The following is a 17,552-nucleotide window of genomic DNA, read 5'->3' as shown; positions in this document are numbered from 1 at the left end:
CGAGCTTTTTCCATGGAAAAAGGACACCCCCACGGGTGTCCTTTGTAAATTATGACATCAGACGTTGTCCTGACTGTAACTCGTACATTTTTTTGTACAATCCATCATGCTTCAATAAGGCCTGATGATTGCCCCGTTCGACGATTTCGCCGCGATGTAAGACAAGAATCAAGTCGGCATCCTGAATCGTCGACAAGCGGTGGGCGATCGCGATCGTCGTTCGTCCACGACGCATCCGGTCGAGCGCGAACTGCACCCGCTCCTCTGTCTCCGTATCGATCGAGCTCGTCGCCTCGTCCAAAATCAGTATTTTCGGATCACGGGCGACCGTTCGGGCGAAGGCGAGCAGTTGCCGTTCCCCGCTCGAGAACGTCGCCCCCCGTTCACCGACTGCGTGGCCATATCCCATCTCGAGTTTTTCGATGAACGTATTGGCTTGGACAAATTCCGCCGACTGGCGAACTTTATCGGAATTAACTGTCGGATTGAACAATTTTAAATTATCTTCGATCGTGCCGCTGAACAGGAACGGGTCTTGCAAGACGAGACCGATCTTATCGCGAAGTTCCACTTCCTCGAACTGTTCGAGCGGGTGTCCGTCGATGGTGATCTGTCCACCTTCGTACGGGTAAAACCGAGTGAGCAAGTTGATGATCGAACTTTTCCCGCTCCCCGTGTGACCGACGAGCGCGACCGTCTCACCCGGCTTGGCGACGAATGAGATGTTCTTCAAAACATCGACTTCCCCGTCATAACTGAACGTGACATCGTCAAACCGAACTTCTCCTGCCCCGATCGCTGCCTCGCCGGAAAGACTTTTTCCTGGCGCCGGTTCATCGGTGTCGAGCACTTTGAAGACGCGGTCTGCCGAGACGACCGCTTGTTGGAATTCACTCAGCCGTTGCATGATATCGAGCACGGGGCGGAAAATGCGCTCGATATAACTGATGAACGCATAGACGACCCCGACTTGAACTTGTTCCGTCATTGACAGGAAGCCATAGTAACCGAGCAAACCGATGATCGAGAACGCAAGCAATAGCTCGATGATCGGGCGGAGCAACATACTATCGAGCTTCAAGTTCTTGAACCGCGCTTCTTGATGCGCCTCGTTCGTCGCTTCGAACTGACGGACGAGACGCTCTTCTTGACGGAACTGTTGAACGATTCCCATCCCGTTGATCGACTCGCTCAACTGCGCGTTCAGTCGCGATAACAAATCACGGACTTGGGCAAAATATTTAGTCGAGTACCGGCGATACGCCCAAATGATGAGCCAAAACAACGGGAGGAGGACGAGCCCGATCGTGGCGAGCGTCGGCTCTAAAATGTACAGGAAGATGTACGTCCCGAGCAATTGAACGCCCGACTGGACGAACGTGCTCATCACGCCGACGTACAACTCTTTCACCGCTTCCGTGTCGTTCGTGATCCGGGAGACGAGCACACCCGCTGGCGTCCGGTCGAAATAGGCGAGACGCAGCCCCATCACATGACGGAAGATGTCCATTCGAATATTTTGGACGATTTTAAGGGCGATCTTCTGAAACGCAATCGATTGTAAATAGTCGAAGATGACGGCCGAGATGTGTAACACCATATAGACGACGAGCAGGGTGACGACCCAATTCGTCGGATAGACGCCCGGTGTCACGAACTCATCGATGAACACTTTGATTAAAAACGGTCCGGCAAGCTTCGCTCCCGTCGCAAGAAGCAAAAAGACGAAGGCGAGGCTGAGCGGCCGGCCGTATCGTTTCGTATAGGCCAATAACCGCTTGATGACCGCCCATTCTTGAATATCATGCTTCATGGTGGCCCCCTCCTTCTCCTTCCACGATCGCCTCAAGTTGTTGGCGGTCGTACGTTTCTTTGTACCAGCCCGGTTCTCGAATGAGATCGTTGTGTCGGCCCCGCTGAATGACTTGGCCATCAGCGAGTACGAGAATCTCATCGGCATGCTCCACTGCCGACAGACGGTGGGCGACGATCAATCGAGATTGCTCCGGATTGCCGACACGGAAATGTTCGATGATAGCTTCTTCCGTCTTCGCATCGACGGCGGACAACGCGTCATCAAGGATCAAGAGATCGGCCTCGATCATGAGCGCCCGGGCAATCGAGATACGTTGCTTCTGTCCCCCCGAGAGTGTCACGCCGCGTTCACCGACGAGCGTGGCATACCCTTCCGGCAGCCGCATGATATCGTCATGCACTTCGGCGATCTTGGCAGCCGCCATGATCTCATCCATTTTTGCTTCCGGTTTTCCGAAGGCGATATTGCTCGCAATCGAATCCGAGAACAGGAAGTGGTCTTGCGGGACGAGGGCGACTTTATCTAGTAGAAGTGATTTTTTGACTTGACGAACATTGACGCCGCCGATTTTAATTTTACCGTCGGTCACGTCATATTCCCGGGTCAACAATCGAACGATCGTCGTCTTACCAGAACCGGTCCGACCGACAATCCCGAGTGTCTTGCCGCGCTCGATCCGGAATGTGACATCACGCAGCACGGTCGTATCGTCATAACGGAACGAACCGATATCCGCCTCGAGCTCGGAATGATCCAGTTTCGTCGCCGCCATCGGATCGTCTTGGATCTCTGGCTTGATGGCGAGCATGCGCTCGATCCGGTCGTACGAAGCACGACCACGTTCGACGATATTGAACAACCAACCGAAAGCGAGCATCGGCCAAGTGAGCAGACTAAGATAAGCAGTAAAACTGACGATTTGACCGATCGTGAGCTCGCCTTGTTCGATCAAATAGGCCCCGTAGCCGATCGACAATATGTAAGATAATCCGACGATCCCGAAGATTGTCGGGTCGTACAAGGCGTCAATTTTAGCGACGCGGACGTTTTTTGCCATGACTTCATCTGACAACTTCTCGAACGATTCGACGTCGTGGTCGACTTCCCCGGTCGATTTCAAGACGCGAATCCCACTCACGCTCTCCTGAACCTTGTCATTCAATTCGGAAAATGCCGCTTGAGCGACACCGAACCTGCTATGGAGCATCTTTCCATATCGTGTCGTCAAAATAACCATGATCGGCAGCGGCAGTAAAGCGACGACCGTCAGCTTCCAGCTGATCGTCGTCACCATCGTGATGATGACGAACGTACCCATCGTCACACTGTCGACGAGCGTCAAAATACCCGCCCCCGCCGTCGTCGAGACAGCCTGGACATCGTTCGTCGCGTGCGCCATCAAATCGCCGACACGCGACTTTTTATAAAACCGTTGATCCAAATCCGTGAAGTGACGATATAGTTGGCTCCGGAGCAGGCGTCCGAGCCGGATCGAGGCCCCGAAAATGAAATAGCGCCAAAAAAAGCGCGCCACATAGTTTCCGATCCCGACAGCCGCAAGCCCGCCTAGCAGCATCCACAGCAAGTCCGCTTCGAGCGAACCTTGGTTCATCCCATCGATGACTCGGCCGATGATGCGCGGCGGTATGAGCTCGAGTGCGGCGACAAACATGAGCAAGACGATACCGACTGCATACGTCCGCCATTCGAGCCTGAAGAACCAAGCTAATTGTTTAAATACACGAATCTGAAACGCCCCCTATATCTTGAAATAAGACTATTCATTTATGGTAGCGAAAGTTTGTTCGATTGTCGAACAAAAGATGAATAAAAAAAAGCACTTCGCGGGTGCGAAGTGCTTCGGTGACTCATTATGATTTTTTTTCGTTCTTCGCTTGAACGTTCATGGCACGCATCACTTGGTTGACTTTTTTCTGTGACGGTTTTTGACCCATCTGCATCATTAACGTACGAATCATGTCTTCGTTGATTGGTGGGTTCTGTTCAAGGTAGTTCATCATGTATTTACGAGCGATGAAGAATCCGATCGCGATACCCCCGATGAGTGCTGCCACGACAAGAAGAATCCAAAATAATGTACTCAAGGTTTTACCTCCTCTACCATATGAAACATCGTTTTTTACTATACACTATATTACGCTAATTCGCTAGTCGTCAGAAAAAAAAGTGATGACCTAGACATTGCTAGGCCATCACACGTTTTTAATGACAATTATAGTGATTTGACAGCGTCGATGACATTCTCGACAGACATGCCGTACTCTTTCATGAGGAGGTCCCCAGGAGCCGAGGCACCGAACTTGTCGATTCCAAGCACTTTACCGCCGAATCCGACGTACTTGTACCATCCGAGCGTCGCACCCGCTTCAAGCGAGACGCGCTTCGTGATCGACGAAGGAAGAACTGATTCTTTGTACTCTGCCGATTGGGCTTCGAACAGTTCCCATGACGGCATTGAGACGACAGCAGCGTTCACGCCTTCAGAAGCGAGTTGTTCACGTGCTTCGACGAGGACGTGGACTTCTGAGCCTGTACCGAGAAGAAGGACGTCCGCTTCGCTCGAGTCACCTGCGACGACATAGGCACCTTTTGCCGCGTCTTCGACAGATGTTCCTGCGAGTTCTGGCAACGCTTGACGCGTCAAGACGAGAAGTGACGGAGCTGACGTCGTCGTGATCGCTTGTTTCCAAGCGGCGATCGTCTCTTTTCCGTCTGCCGGACGGAGAACTGACAAGTTCGGCATCGCCCGGAAGCTCATCAAGTGCTCGACCGGTTCGTGCGTCGGACCGTCTTCACCGACTGCGATCGAGTCATGCGTCAAGACGAATGTCGACGGGATTCCCATGAGTGCAGCGAGACGGACCGCTGGGCGGAGGTAATCCGAGAAGACGAAGAACGTTGCGCCATAAGGAAGTACGCCACCGTGAAGCGCCATCCCGTTGACAGCTGCCGCCATTGCGAATTCACGGACACCGAACCAGATGTTACGGCCGGCCGGATCTTCGTCGAAGTCAGCAGCGCCTTTAATCATCGTGTTGTTCGAGCCGGCGAGGTCAGCCGATCCCCCGAACAATGTCGGTACCGCTTTTGCGATCGCGTTCAAGACTTCTCCGCTCGTTTGGCGCGTCGCTTTTTTCGACCCGATTTCAAACGTCGGCAACTCGCTATCCCAACCTTCAGGAAGTTCGTTGTTCATCGCACGTTCGAACTGAGCACCGAGCTCAGGATGAGCCGATTTGTAGGCTGCGACGAGTTCGTTCCAATCCGACTCAGCTTTAGCGCCAGGCTCAACGACTTTATCGTTGAACAAGTCGTACACTTCGTTCGGGACGTAGAACGTCTCGCCTTCCCATTTATAGAACTGTTTCGTGAGTTCGATCTCTGCTTCTCCAAGTGGAGCGCCGTGTGATGCTGATTTACCTGATTTATTCGGTGAACCGAAACCGATGACGGTCTTCACTTCAATCATCGTCGGTTTCGACGTCTCAGCTTTCGCCTCGTCGATCGCTTTGGCGATCGTATCGATGTCCGTTCCATCCTCGACGCGAATGACTTGCCATCCGTAAGCGTTGAACCGATCTTCTACGCTTTCCGAGAACGACTTATGAAGGTCGCCATCAAGCGAGATGTCGTTTGAATCATACAAGACGACGAGTTTCCCGAGTTTCAAGTGACCGGCGAGCGAGGCAGCCTCGGCCGACACACCTTCCATCAAGTCACCGTCTCCACAGATCCCGAACGTATAGTGGTCGACCACGTTGAACTCATCGCGGTTGTATGTTGCTTCCAAATGTTTTTCAGCCATCGCCATACCTACAGCCATCGCAATCCCTTGGCCGAGTGGTCCCGTCGTTGCGTCTACACCTGCAGTGTGACGATACTCAGGGTGTCCTGGCGTCTTCGAGTCCATTTGACGGAACGACTTGATGTCGTCGAGTGAAAGGTCGTAACCAGACAAGTGAAGCAGCGAGTACAACAGCATCGAACCGTGTCCCGCTGAAAGGACGAACCGATCGCGGTTGAACCAGTTCGGGTTTTTCGGGTTGTGACGCATTTTGTCTGTCCAAAGCGTGAACGCCATCGGGGCCGCACCCATCGGCATACCTGGGTGACCTGAGTTCGCTTGTTGGACAGCATCAATCGAGAGCGTCCGAATCGAGTTAATCGCTAATAATTCTTTAGTAGTTGTTTCCACTAATTTCATCCTCTCTGTTGTTAAGAAAGTTTCTACCCGTCATATTTTAGCACACTCAATCGTGTGTCACAACTAATTAAATAGTATGTCACATTGGTTGGAATCGTTTACTTCCATACGTCTGTTTTCGAGGGAATGGTCGAACCTTATCGAGCTTCGTGTATAACAAACATGCACATCCTATACGAAATAGGATGTGCATTCGAGTTCATTCAGAACGGTGTCGGTTCTGTTCGTCTTTTAGTTTTTCTGGTGTCACGTCGTTGCCTTCCGGATCGACGACTTTCATGCCCATCATCTGGGATTTGAACGATTGACGGAACGCTTTTAAATATTGTTGACGTAACGCTTGTTGCTCGTCCATCTCTTGTTGTGACAAGCCGTCTGTCTTTGCCTTGTTGGCGAGGAAGTTAATCCGCTCCAATTGTTCGGGTGCTAACATGAGGTTCGCCCCCTCTCTACTGAATTTGTAGTTCTACTGTACAAAATCAGGGCGCAGGAATCAAGTTTCTGGCACTGCCACATGTTCCAAATAGCGACGGTTCACAGTCGCTTTCGAGACTTCGTAGCCGAATCCGCGGAGCGTGGCCGCGATTTCAGCGAAGGTGAGCCCCCGCTCCCGAAGTTGGACGATCTCCTCGATCGGCACTTCGATCCGGCTCCTCCCACCTTGGTCATGGTGCTGAATGTTGCGTTGCGGGTTGAAGCCGTTCGCGACCGCCCGGCGCATGCCGCGCGATATCTTGGCGTTATGAATCTTCCGTTGATACTCCTCGACGACGCTGACAATCTCAAGCACCATCTTTTCGGCGTCGGAGACGACGTATTCATCGGACGACTGCATCGTCAACAGCCGGACGTTATGCTTCATGAGCGTATGCAAGATGGCGATTTTTGCATTCCCCCGGCCGAGGCGACTGTCATCGCTCACGAGCACGGCATCGAGCTTTGACGCCGATACATGCTCTAACAGATCGAGCAGACCCGTCCGATTGACCTCGAAACCGCTCTCTTGTTCGGTGATCACATCGATCACTTCCGCATCGAGACGTTTGGCCATCTGTAACAATTCCGCTTCTTGCCTCGTGAGCGAGGTTTCCTGAGTTGACTTGTTCGTCGATACGCGACAATAAATGACGACTCGCATCTCGTCACTCCCTTTCTTTCCAGTCATCCTTTTACGATACACAGGATGAGCGGGTGTTCGCAATCCAAATCGATCATTCAGCGGCGAACCACGTCGTTTTCCGTTCTTCTTTTTCCGCACGTTCCGCTAACAGCTGGGCTTCGAGCGTTTCCGCTTCGTTGAACGCAACTTCTTGTTCGATACTTCTTTCGACCGTCATCATTGTCGGCTCGACAACTTCGCCTTGGCGAAACTCGCCGACTAAGTAAAAGGCGAACATCCCGAGCACTACCATTCCGACCAATATGAATCCGTTGATTGTATCTTTCATTTGAACCGCCTCCAAATATGAGAATATGCGTTCTTAGGAACGTCTGTTCGTTCATCTGTTCTCATCATAAAACAAGAACTTCTGTTCGGTCAAGAAAAAACGAACGAATGTTTGTACGCTCATATGTTCTTGTGTTAAAATAAATCCATAAAGAATAGGATGCGTTCGCAGGTTATTCGACATAAACGAGGTGAAATCCATTGAAAAAAATGTCAGCAAGACAGCAACAGATTCTTGATTTTATAAAAGCTGAAGTTCGGACGAAAGGTTATCCGCCGTCAGTCCGAGAAATTGGTGAAGCCGTCGGTCTCGCATCGAGCTCGACCGTGCACGGTCACTTGGACCGTCTTGAAAAACGTGGATTGATTCGGCGCGATAAGACAAAACCGCGTGCGCTCGAAGTGTTGAGCGAGGACGCCCCGTCTATCGAGGAGCGTGAGACGGTCATGTACGTCCCGGTTATCGGGAAAGTTACGGCCGGAACACCGATCACGGCGATCGAGAACGTGGAAGAACACTTCCCGCTCCCGGCCCATATCGTCGGTTCGGATAACGTGTATATGCTCTCCGTCTCTGGCGATTCGATGATCAACGCCGGAATCCTCGACGGAGACCGCGTACTCGTCAGACAACAGAACACGGCAGACAATGGAGAGATTGTCGTCGCGATGACGGACGAGGGTGAGGCGACCGTCAAACGGATCTACAAAGAGGCGTCGAAAGTCCGACTCCAGCCGGAGAACGATGAACTTGAGGCGATGTATTTCGATAACGTATCCATTTTAGGGAAGGTCATCGGTGTATACCGGACGATCCATTAATGGCTAGCGGCAAGACACATACGCGTACGAACCTCGTGGCAATCGGTGCTTTAGCGATTGCCACGCCTTTTATTGATGTCGATATCCCGACTACCCTTTTCCTCGGTGCGCTTATCGGGACGTTTTGGCTCTCCCCGGACCTCGATTTGAAATCGGATGCATACTATCGGTGGGGACCGCTGCGTGGCTTTTGGCTCCCTTACGTGAAGCTGATGCCGCACCGGTCTCCGCTGTCGCACTTGCCGGTGTTGAGCGATCTCATTCGTGTCATCTACCTTGGCTTCCCGCTCGCGCTCATCCTTACGTTCACTTCGTATGAAGCGGTTGTGAAGACGTGGCTCGACTTGAACGGCATCCCGTTCTTCCTCGGTCTCGTGTTCGCGACGACGCTCCATACGGCACTCGACTATGCGTCCACATTTTTCAAACGTGCGTTCTAATCGCAAAACAAGCGACCACTCAATTGCGAGTGGTCGCTTGTTTTGACTAAAAAAACGCCCGATCCAAGAAACTGGATCGAGCGTTTTTTCAAGTTCATTCGACTTAGTAGAGCGTCATGTACTGATCGCGTTCCCACTCCGTCACTTGCGTGCGGAACATGTCCCACTCGATCTCTTTCAACTCGAGGAAGTGTTCGCCGATGTGGTCACCGAGCGAATCCATGACGATTTTGTCGGCGCGGAGTACTTCGAGTGCGTCGAAGAGTGTCGCCGGAAGATCGTCGATGCCGTTCGCAACACGCTCTGGCTTGTCCATCACGTAGATGTTGCTGTCGATCGGTTTCGGTGCTTTCAAGTCTTTCTCGATGCCGTCAAGACCAGAAGCTAAGAGGGCCGAGAGCGCGAGGTACGGGTTCGCCGCCGGGTCGACCGAACGTACTTCGATACGTGTCGAGAGGCCACGGGCAGCCGGTACACGGACGAGCGGTGAACGGTTACGGGCGCTCCATGCGACGTAGCATGGTGCTTCGTATCCAGGCACGAGACGCTTGTACGAGTTGACCGTTGGGTTACAGATCGCCGTGAACGCACGTGCATGCTCGAGGATACCAGCTGTGAAGGCACGTGCCGTATCCGAGAGCTCCATGTCACCGTTCGGGTCGTAGAACACGTTCGTGTCGCCTTTAAAGAGTGACATGTTCGCATGCATCCCTGAACCGTTGACACCGAAGAGTGGTTTCGGCATGAACGTCGCGTGAAGGCCATACTTCGCCGCGATCGTCTTGACGACGAGTTTGAACGTTTGGATGTTGTCGGCAGTCGTTACCGCATCCGCGTATTTGAAGTCGATTTCATGCTGTCCTGGTGCGACTTCGTGGTGTGACGCTTCGATCTCGAAGCCCATGTTTTCGAGCTCGATAACGATTTCTTTACGGCAGTTCTCGCCTGAATCGACCGGTGCCAAGTCGAAGTAACCGCCTTGGTCGTTCAATTCGAGTGTCGGCTGTCCGTTCAAGTCTTTCTTGAAGAGGAAGAATTCTGGCTCTGGTCCGACGTTGAACGCTGAGAAGCCGAGCTTTTGCATGTGCTCGAGGTTGCGTTTCAAAATGCCGCGCGGGTCACCGCTGAACGGTGTGCCGTCCGGATTATAAATATCACAAATTAAGCGAGCGACTTTACCGCTGCCGTCTGTCCATGGGAAGACAACCCACGTGTTAAGGTCTGGATAGAGGTACATGTCTGATTCCTCGATGCGTACGAACCCTTCGATTGAAGAGCCATCGAACATCATCTTGTTATCAAGTGCTTTGTCCAATTGGCTGATTGGCACCTCGACGTTTTTAATCGTACCGAGGATATCCGTGAATTGAAGACGAATAAAGCGTACGTCCTCTTCTTGTGCGATCCGTTTGATGTCTTCTTTTGTGAACGTTTTTCTGGCCATGGTAAAAGTCCCCTCTCACATTGTGTAATGGTTTGTGTACTGGCGTCATCGATAAAAACGTGACAACTCTCCTTGGATGAGCGACGTTTTATTGAAACGACCAGCTTCTTGAAGCTGTGTTTTCAATAATTGATGTAACTCTTTCTCGGAAATCTTTGGCGGTTCGCTTGGCGGAGCCGCAGAAGCAGATTGTTCTGTCTCTTTGGCACCGTCGTTGTCGAGCATATGGCGAATCGCCGCCAAGTTGAAGCCTTGGTCAATGAAATCTTTGATTGCGAGCAAACGTTCGACATCATTAAAGGAATAAAGTCGTCGTTTCGATTCCGTCCGACTAGGCGAAACCAGACCCTGTTCTTCGTAATATCGAATCTGCCTGCCTGTCAGTTGCGTCAGATCTTGGACGATCCCAATCGGAAACAACGGGTTGGAGCGACGAAATTGATCGGCCATCCCTTACCCCTCCTTTTCTGTCTCACAATGTGAGAATAATACATGACAACTTTCCTGTCAATAGATGTTAAGAAAGTTAACATGACATTTCGGTTACAACGTTTGAGTTGAATTTTCACGGTCAAATGTGACGAGCCCTTTCGTCCGCAATTGGCTCAAGGCGAGCATTAACGCGACTTTCACGTGTGCATAGGTCAAGCCACCTTGGACGTATGCCGTGTACGGCGCCCGGAGTGGTCCGTCCGCTGAAAGTTCGATCGACGAGCCTTGGATGAACGTCCCGGCCGCCATGATGACGTCGTCCTCATAGCCTGGCATATAGGCCGGCACCGGCAGCGCGTGGGCGTTGACCGGGGACGCCATCTGGATGCTCTGACAGAACGCGATCATCTTGTCGCGGTCGCGGAACGTGACCGATTGAATCAAATCGGTCCGCCGTGACGTATAATGCGGATCGGTCTCAAAGCCGAGCAAGCCGAGCAGGCTCGCCGTCAAATGGGCCCCTTTCAACGCTTGGGCGACCGTGTGCGGCGCCATATAAAAGCCTTGATACATCTCCTGCAGCGAATAGAGCGACGGACCGGCCTCGCTGCCGATGCCTGGCGTCGTCATCCGGAACGAGCATCGTTCGATCAATGCTTTCGTTCCGGCGATATAGCCACCCGTCTTCGCCAAGCCACCGCCCGGGTTTTTAATGAGCGAACCGGCCATGAGGTCGGCTCCGACATGTGTCGGCTCAATCGTCTCGACAAATTCGCCGTAGCAGTTGTCGACGAAGACGAACACGTGCGGGTGCGCTGCTTTGATCGCCGCGATCGCCTCGCCGATTTCACGCACCGGGATGCTGCGTCGATTGGCGTACCCTTTCGAACGTTGGATGCCGACGAGCTTCGTCTCGGGGCGGATCCGTTCGATCGCAGTCGCGACATCGATTTGATCGTCTTTCAACTCGACCGTATCGTAGCCGACACCGAGTTCTTTCAATGAACCGCGGCCGTCGCCACGGATGCCGACGATCTCTTCGAGCGTATCGTACGGTTTACCCGTGATATACAAGAGTTCATCTCCCGGTAACAACACACCGAACAAGGCAATCCCGATCGCGTGTGTCCCCGAGATGATTTGCGGACGACAGAGGGCGAGTTCGGCCCCGAACACGTCCGCATAGATCGACTCGAGCGTGTCGCGCCCGATATCGTCATAGCCGTACCCGGTCGTCGGATTGAAATGAAAGTCCGACACTTTATGCTTCTTGAACGATTCGAGGACACGGTATTGGTTGAACTCCGCCGTTTCCTCGATCGCTTCAAAATAAGGTTTCACCCGTTGTTCCGCTTGCTTGACGAACGGGGCGAGTTCATCGTAATGCTCAATCTTTTCTTGCCACATCATTCACACCTCAAATGGTTTCAGCGTCGCATATAGACGCGTGTCTTCTCTCATATAACCGACAAGTTCGACCGAGCCGTCGTCAAGGAAGTTCTCCTCGAGCCGGTACATCGAATCTTTGGCCGGATGGTAATGTTCGAACGAGCTGACCGGCAAGACGACGTGCACTTTCGTCAACACGTCCGAAATCTTGTCCTCGATCGCGCCGATGAGCGTCTCGATATCGGCCGAGTCGAGCGCCGAGATGACGAGCGGTCCACCGACGAAGTCAGCCGTCAAGCGATCTTTCTTGTTGTACACTTCGAGCTGCGGCAACTCACTCGCGCCGAGATCGGACAAGACCGAATTGGTCGTATCGATCTGGTTCATGTAGTGCGGGTTCGACGCGTCGATGACATGAAGCACGAGGTCGGCTCCGAGCACTTCTTCAAGCGTCGAGCGGAACGCGGCGACGAGTTTCGTCGGCAAGTCGCGGATGAACCCGACCGTGTCGGTGATCAACACTTTCCCACCGCGCGGCAGTTCGAGCTCACGCGTGAGCGGGTCGAGCGTCGCGAACAGTTCATCCTGTTCATACGTGTCGGCATCGGTCAGACGGTTGAAGATGGTCGACTTGCCGGCGTTCGTGTAACCGACGAGCGCGACTTGGAACACACGGTTCTCTTTCCGGCGCACACGGTAGCGGTCACGGTGCGCGACCGTGCCTTCGAGTTGCTTCTTGATCTCATCGATGCGGCGCTTAATGTGACGGCGGTCACTTTCAAGTTTCGTCTCACCCGGTCCACGCGTCCCGATCCCGCCTCCGAGTCGTGACAACTGTGTGCCTTGCCCGATCAGGCGTGGGAGCAAGTAGTTCATCTGGGCGAGCTCGACTTGGAGCTTCCCTTCTTTCGACTGGGCCCGTCCGGCGAAGATGTCCAAGATGAGTTGCGTCCGGTCGATCAATTTCATCTCGTCCGGGTCGTTCAACGAGATCCGAATGTTTTTCGATTGGGCCGGTGACAGCTCAGCGTTGAAGATGACGATATCCGGCTCAAACTGTTCGATGAGCACGGCGAGCTCCTCGACTTTCCCTTTCCCAATAAACGTCCGGCGGTCGACTTGTTGCCGTTTCTGGTCGAGCCTTGCGACGACCTCACCTTTTGCTGTATCGACCAATTCGACGAGTTCACCCATCGATTGTTCATATGTCCAATCGTCGACGGTCGGTAGCTGACACCCGACGATAATCACTTTCTCTCGTTCCATATACATCCCTCATTCCTAATAAGTCTCATCCTCCATCTTACCACGAATCCATGAATGGAGAACGTCCGTTTGTGGTACGATATGAAGAGAAGGAGGGACGTCCCATGACGAAACGCAGAAAAGAGTACTCGCTCCCCGAGTATATCGAAACGTATTTATATCATCTCGGTGCGAGCGGCCGCCAGCCATCGACGCTGAAACGCTATCGCTACGACTTGATCGACGTGCACAAATACTTCAGCGACCATAACGTCGAACTCGTCACCCCCGAGGAATGGCTCGCCGTCCCGCTCGAGTCATGGAAGACGTTCATCAACGATTTTTTGATCGAAGAGAAACAGTACCAACAGGCGACGGTCGCCCGCATCGTCACCGTCATCAACAGCTTGACCCAGTTTTTGAACCCGCTCCGCAAAAAGATGCTCGCCTATTCGCAACCGGCGCACACGCTCACCATCGACCAGATCGCGTTACAGTCCGAGTTCGACAAGCTCGTCCGGACGATCCGGTCGCCGCGGGGATTGAGCGAGAACCAGCTTCAGGCCCATCCGTACCTCGTCAACCGCAACGCGCTCATCGTCACACTGTTCTACAAATACGGTTTGCGCGTCCATCATATCATCCGTCTGAAAATGAACGACCTACACTTGGCGAGCTACGAGTTCGATGTCTATGACCGTCTCGGTAACAAATTCACGCTGAAGCTGACGCCTGAGGACCAATCACTCCTCATGAACTATCTCGCCGACATCCCGACGCCGGTGCGCCCGCGCTGGTACTCGGAAGATCCCGTCTTCGTCTCGTTCGACTTTGCCCGGATGACGTTCCGCTGGGTGTACGCCAAAAACCAGCCGAAACAGCTGACGATCGTCATGATCACGAAGATGATGCGGCAGTTGAACGAGCGCAGCGGCGTCACCCGCTCGGTCACCCCGTCGATGCTCCGGAACGCCCACGTCTTAAAGACGTATGCGACCGACATGACTTCTCTCGAGCGGATGAACGTGACGTGCATGCATAAAGAATCATCGCTCCGCCGATACGAGCAGGCGTATGCCGAGTTCGGTGCCGAGCTGTTCGGTGAAAATGTGACGAACTAAAACCCGCCCTTTTCCGAGGACGGGTTTTGCTTTGTCGATCAATGGGCCCATTCATCTTCTAGTAACCCGTAGACGACATGGTCGACGTACCGGTCGTACAGCCATTCGGCGTCTCGAAGCACGCCTTCTTGTTTGAAGCCGAGCCGTTCCGGCAGCGCCCGGCTCTTCACGTTCCCGGTCGCGACACGGATCTCGATTTTATGTAAGCGGAGTTCCTTAAATCCGTAATCGATGATCGCTTCGAGCGCTTGGCTCATGATCCCTTTCCCTTGAAAATCTTGGCCGAGCCAATAGCCGACCGTCCCGCACTTGATGCCCGCATCAAGATCGTTGAAGCCGATCGTGCCGGCGAGCTCATCTTGATAGAAGATAGCGAACGATTTCGGATAGCCGCCCGTCTCAATCAATCCTTTGATTCGCCCTTCGATGTTTCGTCTCGAGTCCTCGATCGTCTCGATGTAATCGAGCCATCCGAGCCACTCGCGAAGATATGGCTTCGACGCCATCGTCAATTGGAACAACGCCTCCGCGTCGTCGATGGTAAACATCCGTAACTGTAGCTGTCCATTGATGTCATAGGTCAACATGAGAATCCCCCAAAACGATTTCCAATCATTGTTTTCGTAATCGTTTTATTGTAAACCATCTGTAAATAATTTGAAAGCGGTGAAAATATGTAAGCTGGCTTCATTCATCCCACCCCAAATTGAATAGTTCTGGAGGAGATTTGTGATGAAGTCATTTATCCGGTTTGATGTCTTCCCACAATTGGAAACGCGTTTCTTGTAGCTGTTCGAGATATCCCGACCTTGTATAACGAACGATTTGATTTCCGTCATATTGGTCGTGAGGCGTCATCACCACCCCATCGGCATACGATTCATCGATGACTTCCATGTAGATGATGTCTTCAAAGCAGAGCTTCACGTTCACCACCTCGCTTTGCGGAGAAATTCCATTCGCCTCAAGCCGCTCACGGAAGGAGGCGTTCCGCTTCCTAGGATGGTCGTAGAGCTGTAGATTAAATGTCAGGCTTTTGTTGGGACCGATGTCATAATTGAAAGCGAACACCTCAATCGTCCCGTCATACAGGAACAAATCTTCAAATCTCATTGGAAACCACCTCTCCAGGATGTTCATACTGAAACACACCGTAGCCATATCCTTGCGTCAAATTGCCTCCAATGAACAATGAGACGGTTTCTGTCTCGGTCGGGTTTAAGAATCGGAACCCTTCCCACTCTTCATAGTGTTCGACTACTGACACAAGTTGACGCATCTCGTGTTCTGAAAGCCTTGAAACGTCGCAGCTCACCTTATACGTCTTCGACCACTTCCATTTCCCGATACGTTCTATCGAATGGTCGCATCCCGTACGCTTCGCCCAGATATCAAAATTGGACAAAAATTCATTCTTAAATGACACGACTTGAAACGATTGCACTCCAAGCGTAACCAATAAATCAGCAAGGAATGGTGCATGTTCTTTCAATTTCGGTAAACCGAACTCTCTCCATTGGCTGTCCCAAGAAAAATCATAGAGTGATCCCATTTTTGCAGAAAACGAATCCGGATCATGAAACGTCTGGCTGTGTGCCAATAAAAAATCGAGAATGGAAACATCGTGTCCGGCTAACTCAATAGGCACAACTTTTTCTGTATGTAGCTTGCGATGATACGGGTCATACAAAAAAACTAGTTTTTCATTCGAATAGATTCCGAACGGTAACGTCAAATCGATCCATCGAAGCTGAAGCAATTCTGGCTTCGTCACATGTAAGTTCAGCTCTGAAAAGTCTGTCACTCGGTAAGCATCACGCGGCAAACTTTGTGACCAGATTGTTCTTAATTGAAACAACTCAATCGTCTGGAACGAATGCGCGTGTAGTTGCTCAACATTTATATCATCGAAGTTCATCATACATCCCCCTTTCGCTCAATGAATTATGAATGGATGACGAAAAAATATCTTATACTGGTAGAAACTGCTGAAACGGAGTGAAAAAACATGGCCACCCTCTCAACTGAAGACAAAAACGAGTTATTAGCTATCGTCGAATCACGCTTTCACACCCACATGGAGCGACATCTCGATGCCGTCTGGTCAGACGTGTTGACGAAGCTTGAGACGGATTCGAACAAGCTCATCGCACTCTCTGAAATGGAAAAGACCGGTGGTGAACCGGATGTTATCCGCCTCCCGAACGGAGACCTCGTCTTCTGTGACTGCTCAGCCGAAAGTCCGAGCGGTCGCCGCAGCCTGTGCTATGACGAACCGGCGTTGACGGCTCGCAAGAAGAACAAGCCGTCTGGGAGCGCCGTCACATTGGCTGAGGTGATGGGAATAGCGCTACTGAACGAAGTAACGTATCGCCATTTACAGACGCTCGGCGCGTTCGACGTGAAAACCTCGAGCTGGATTTCAACCCCGGAAACGATTCGTCAAAAAGGCGGCGCCTTGTTCTGTGACCGACGCTATGACCATATCTTCGTCTACCATAACGGGGCCGATTCATACTATGCGGCCCGTGGGTTCCGCGGGATGTTTACTATTTGAGCAGGGCCTTGTGCCTTGCTTTTTTTATCCAATAAGCCAGTGAAAGACGACGGGGATGTACTTTACAAAGAACAGACCTACGAAAAAAATAAAGACGATTTTTACTGGCCACATGTACCAATCATTATATTTTCGAGTAAGGAATAGAAACGCAGCATATGTGATTGCATTCCCGGTAACATCTGGCTCCTCCATACTTTGCGCAATCAACTCTTTCCATCCCGGAAATGGACCCGGCGCAAACGAAGCCGCAAAGTCCGGAGTTATATTGTTTTTTAATCTCACATACCAAGCGAACACATACACCGAAATGAAGAATAGCGACCACATCATTACAACCATATTCAGCAATCGGCCTTTCCAGCTCTCACTTCGGAAATAGAACACTGCCATCAAAGCCACTACGCTAAAGATGACATTGATGATGAATGGCGGTGAAATCGTCAGGATAGAGAATGTTTCAGCGGACAGGAGCGTGCCGCTCACTACACTTGAAGCTTGCATCATCCTCGCTCCCCTATCTCTTTTACATACGGAACAATCTCATCATATAATCCGATGTACATCCCGACGTCCTTAAAGCTCCCTAACATCATTCGTATAAGCTCCTTATT

At 51.9% G+C, this 17,552-nt stretch carries 19 protein-coding genes; 4 read left to right on the top strand and 15 right to left on the bottom strand.

Annotated features, from left to right (window positions below):
- Nucleotides 1–49: 49 nt before the first annotated feature.
- The 7 genes from EVJ28_RS05750 to EVJ28_RS05720 all read right to left on the bottom strand — a co-directional run bounded on the left by EVJ28_RS05750 (nucleotide 50) and on the right by EVJ28_RS05720 (nucleotide 7,489).
- Nucleotides 50–1,813 carry an ABC transporter ATP-binding protein gene (locus EVJ28_RS05750; RefSeq protein WP_131458801.1) on the bottom strand — a complete coding sequence of 588 codons (1,764 nt, stop codon included), beginning with the start codon at nucleotides 1,811–1,813 and terminating at the stop codon, nucleotides 50–52.
- The gene (locus EVJ28_RS05745) at nucleotides 1,803–3,563 is read right to left on the bottom strand and encodes an ABC transporter transmembrane domain-containing protein (RefSeq protein WP_131488237.1); all 1,761 of its coding nucleotides are present in this window, start codon (nucleotides 3,561–3,563) and stop codon (nucleotides 1,803–1,805) included. The genes EVJ28_RS05750 and EVJ28_RS05745 overlap by 11 nt, the downstream gene beginning before the upstream one ends.
- A 124-nt stretch (nucleotides 3,564–3,687) precedes the next feature.
- Nucleotides 3,688–3,921 carry a YneF family protein gene (locus EVJ28_RS05740; RefSeq protein ID WP_131439735.1) on the bottom strand — a complete coding sequence of 78 codons (234 nt, stop codon included), beginning with the start codon at nucleotides 3,919–3,921 and terminating at the stop codon, nucleotides 3,688–3,690.
- A gap of 128 nt (nucleotides 3,922–4,049) precedes the next feature.
- Entirely contained in the window at nucleotides 4,050–6,041 is a 1,992-nt protein-coding gene (gene tkt / locus EVJ28_RS05735) for a transketolase (protein ID WP_131467916.1), read from the bottom strand.
- A gap of 199 nt (nucleotides 6,042–6,240) precedes the next feature.
- Complete coding sequence (locus EVJ28_RS05730; protein ID WP_070327145.1) at nucleotides 6,241–6,474, bottom strand: DUF896 domain-containing protein; 234 nt, start codon at nucleotides 6,472–6,474, stop codon at nucleotides 6,241–6,243.
- A gap of 60 nt (nucleotides 6,475–6,534) precedes the next feature.
- The gene (locus EVJ28_RS05725; protein ID WP_035386380.1) at nucleotides 6,535–7,179 is read right to left on the bottom strand and encodes a YneB family resolvase-like protein; all 645 of its coding nucleotides are present in this window, start codon (nucleotides 7,177–7,179) and stop codon (nucleotides 6,535–6,537) included.
- Between the two features lie 73 nt (nucleotides 7,180–7,252).
- Nucleotides 7,253–7,489, bottom strand: a complete 237-nt coding sequence (locus EVJ28_RS05720; protein ID WP_236634058.1) for a hypothetical protein — start codon at nucleotides 7,487–7,489, stop codon at nucleotides 7,253–7,255.
- 200 nt (nucleotides 7,490–7,689) lie between these two features.
- Between EVJ28_RS05720 and lexA the strand changes: the two genes are divergently transcribed.
- Together lexA and EVJ28_RS05710 are read left to right on the top strand one after the other, a co-directional pair.
- Nucleotides 7,690–8,310, top strand: a complete 621-nt coding sequence (gene lexA, locus EVJ28_RS05715; protein ID WP_070327143.1) for a transcriptional repressor LexA — start codon at nucleotides 7,690–7,692, stop codon at nucleotides 8,308–8,310.
- Entirely contained in the window at nucleotides 8,310–8,750 is a 441-nt protein-coding gene (locus EVJ28_RS05710; protein ID WP_131458796.1) for a metal-binding protein, read from the top strand. The genes lexA and EVJ28_RS05710 overlap by 1 nt, the downstream gene beginning before the upstream one ends.
- Nucleotides 8,751–8,853: 103 nt before the next feature.
- On the opposite strand, the gene glnA is transcribed toward EVJ28_RS05710, so the two are convergent.
- The 4 genes from glnA to hflX form a co-directional block, all read right to left on the bottom strand.
- Nucleotides 8,854–10,194, bottom strand: a complete 1,341-nt coding sequence (glnA, locus tag EVJ28_RS05705; RefSeq protein WP_131458795.1) for a type I glutamate--ammonia ligase — start codon at nucleotides 10,192–10,194, stop codon at nucleotides 8,854–8,856.
- Nucleotides 10,195–10,239: 45 nt separating this feature from the next.
- Nucleotides 10,240–10,644, bottom strand: coding sequence for a MerR family transcriptional regulator (locus tag EVJ28_RS05700; protein ID WP_070327141.1), 405 nt, complete (start codon nucleotides 10,642–10,644; stop codon nucleotides 10,240–10,242).
- A gap of 93 nt (nucleotides 10,645–10,737) precedes the next feature.
- Nucleotides 10,738–12,033 (bottom strand): methionine gamma-lyase family protein, encoded by a 1,296-nt coding sequence (locus EVJ28_RS05695; RefSeq protein WP_131488268.1) that lies wholly within the window; start codon nucleotides 12,031–12,033, stop codon nucleotides 10,738–10,740.
- 3 nt (nucleotides 12,034–12,036) lie between these two features.
- Nucleotides 12,037–13,281: a GTPase HflX gene (gene hflX / locus EVJ28_RS05690; RefSeq protein WP_070327140.1), complete on the bottom strand. Its 1,245-nt coding sequence runs from the start codon at nucleotides 13,279–13,281 to the stop codon at nucleotides 12,037–12,039.
- A gap of 104 nt (nucleotides 13,282–13,385) precedes the next feature.
- Here hflX and EVJ28_RS05685 point away from each other — a divergent pair, with 104 nt between their 5' ends.
- Nucleotides 13,386–14,381 carry a tyrosine-type recombinase/integrase gene (locus EVJ28_RS05685; protein ID WP_070327139.1) on the top strand — a complete coding sequence of 332 codons (996 nt, stop codon included), beginning with the start codon at nucleotides 13,386–13,388 and terminating at the stop codon, nucleotides 14,379–14,381.
- Nucleotides 14,382–14,419: 38 nt separating this feature from the next.
- On the opposite strand, the gene EVJ28_RS05680 is transcribed toward EVJ28_RS05685, so the two are convergent.
- From EVJ28_RS05680 to EVJ28_RS05670, 3 genes are all read right to left on the bottom strand, one after another.
- A complete protein-coding gene (locus EVJ28_RS05680; protein WP_131488235.1) occupies nucleotides 14,420–14,968 on the bottom strand; it encodes a GNAT family N-acetyltransferase in 549 nt (182 codons plus the stop codon).
- A 151-nt stretch (nucleotides 14,969–15,119) separates the two neighbouring features.
- On the bottom strand, nucleotides 15,120–15,494 hold the full coding sequence (locus EVJ28_RS05675) for a hypothetical protein (RefSeq protein WP_201738402.1): 375 nt from the start codon (nucleotides 15,492–15,494) through the stop codon (nucleotides 15,120–15,122).
- Nucleotides 15,484–16,299: a hypothetical protein gene (locus EVJ28_RS05670; RefSeq protein ID WP_131488233.1), complete on the bottom strand. Its 816-nt coding sequence runs from the start codon at nucleotides 16,297–16,299 to the stop codon at nucleotides 15,484–15,486. The genes EVJ28_RS05675 and EVJ28_RS05670 overlap by 11 nt, the downstream gene beginning before the upstream one ends.
- 90 nt (nucleotides 16,300–16,389) lie before the next feature.
- On the opposite strand from EVJ28_RS05670, the gene EVJ28_RS05665 reads away from it, so the two are divergent.
- On the top strand, nucleotides 16,390–16,938 hold the full coding sequence (locus EVJ28_RS05665) for a DUF4256 domain-containing protein (protein ID WP_131488231.1): 549 nt from the start codon (nucleotides 16,390–16,392) through the stop codon (nucleotides 16,936–16,938).
- A gap of 24 nt (nucleotides 16,939–16,962) precedes the next feature.
- Here the strand turns inward: EVJ28_RS05665 and EVJ28_RS05660 are convergent, their stop codons facing one another.
- Entirely contained in the window at nucleotides 16,963–17,442 is a 480-nt protein-coding gene (locus tag EVJ28_RS05660) for a hypothetical protein (RefSeq protein WP_131467905.1), read from the bottom strand.
- Nucleotides 17,443–17,552: the final 110 nt, after the last annotated feature.

Origin of the sequence: Exiguobacterium sp. SH3S3, assembly GCF_004337115.1 — a bacterium.
GTDB classification, from domain to species: domain Bacteria; phylum Bacillota; class Bacilli; order Exiguobacteriales; family Exiguobacteriaceae; genus Exiguobacterium; species Exiguobacterium aurantiacum_A.
This window is presented reverse-complemented; position numbering and strand designations above follow the sequence as displayed.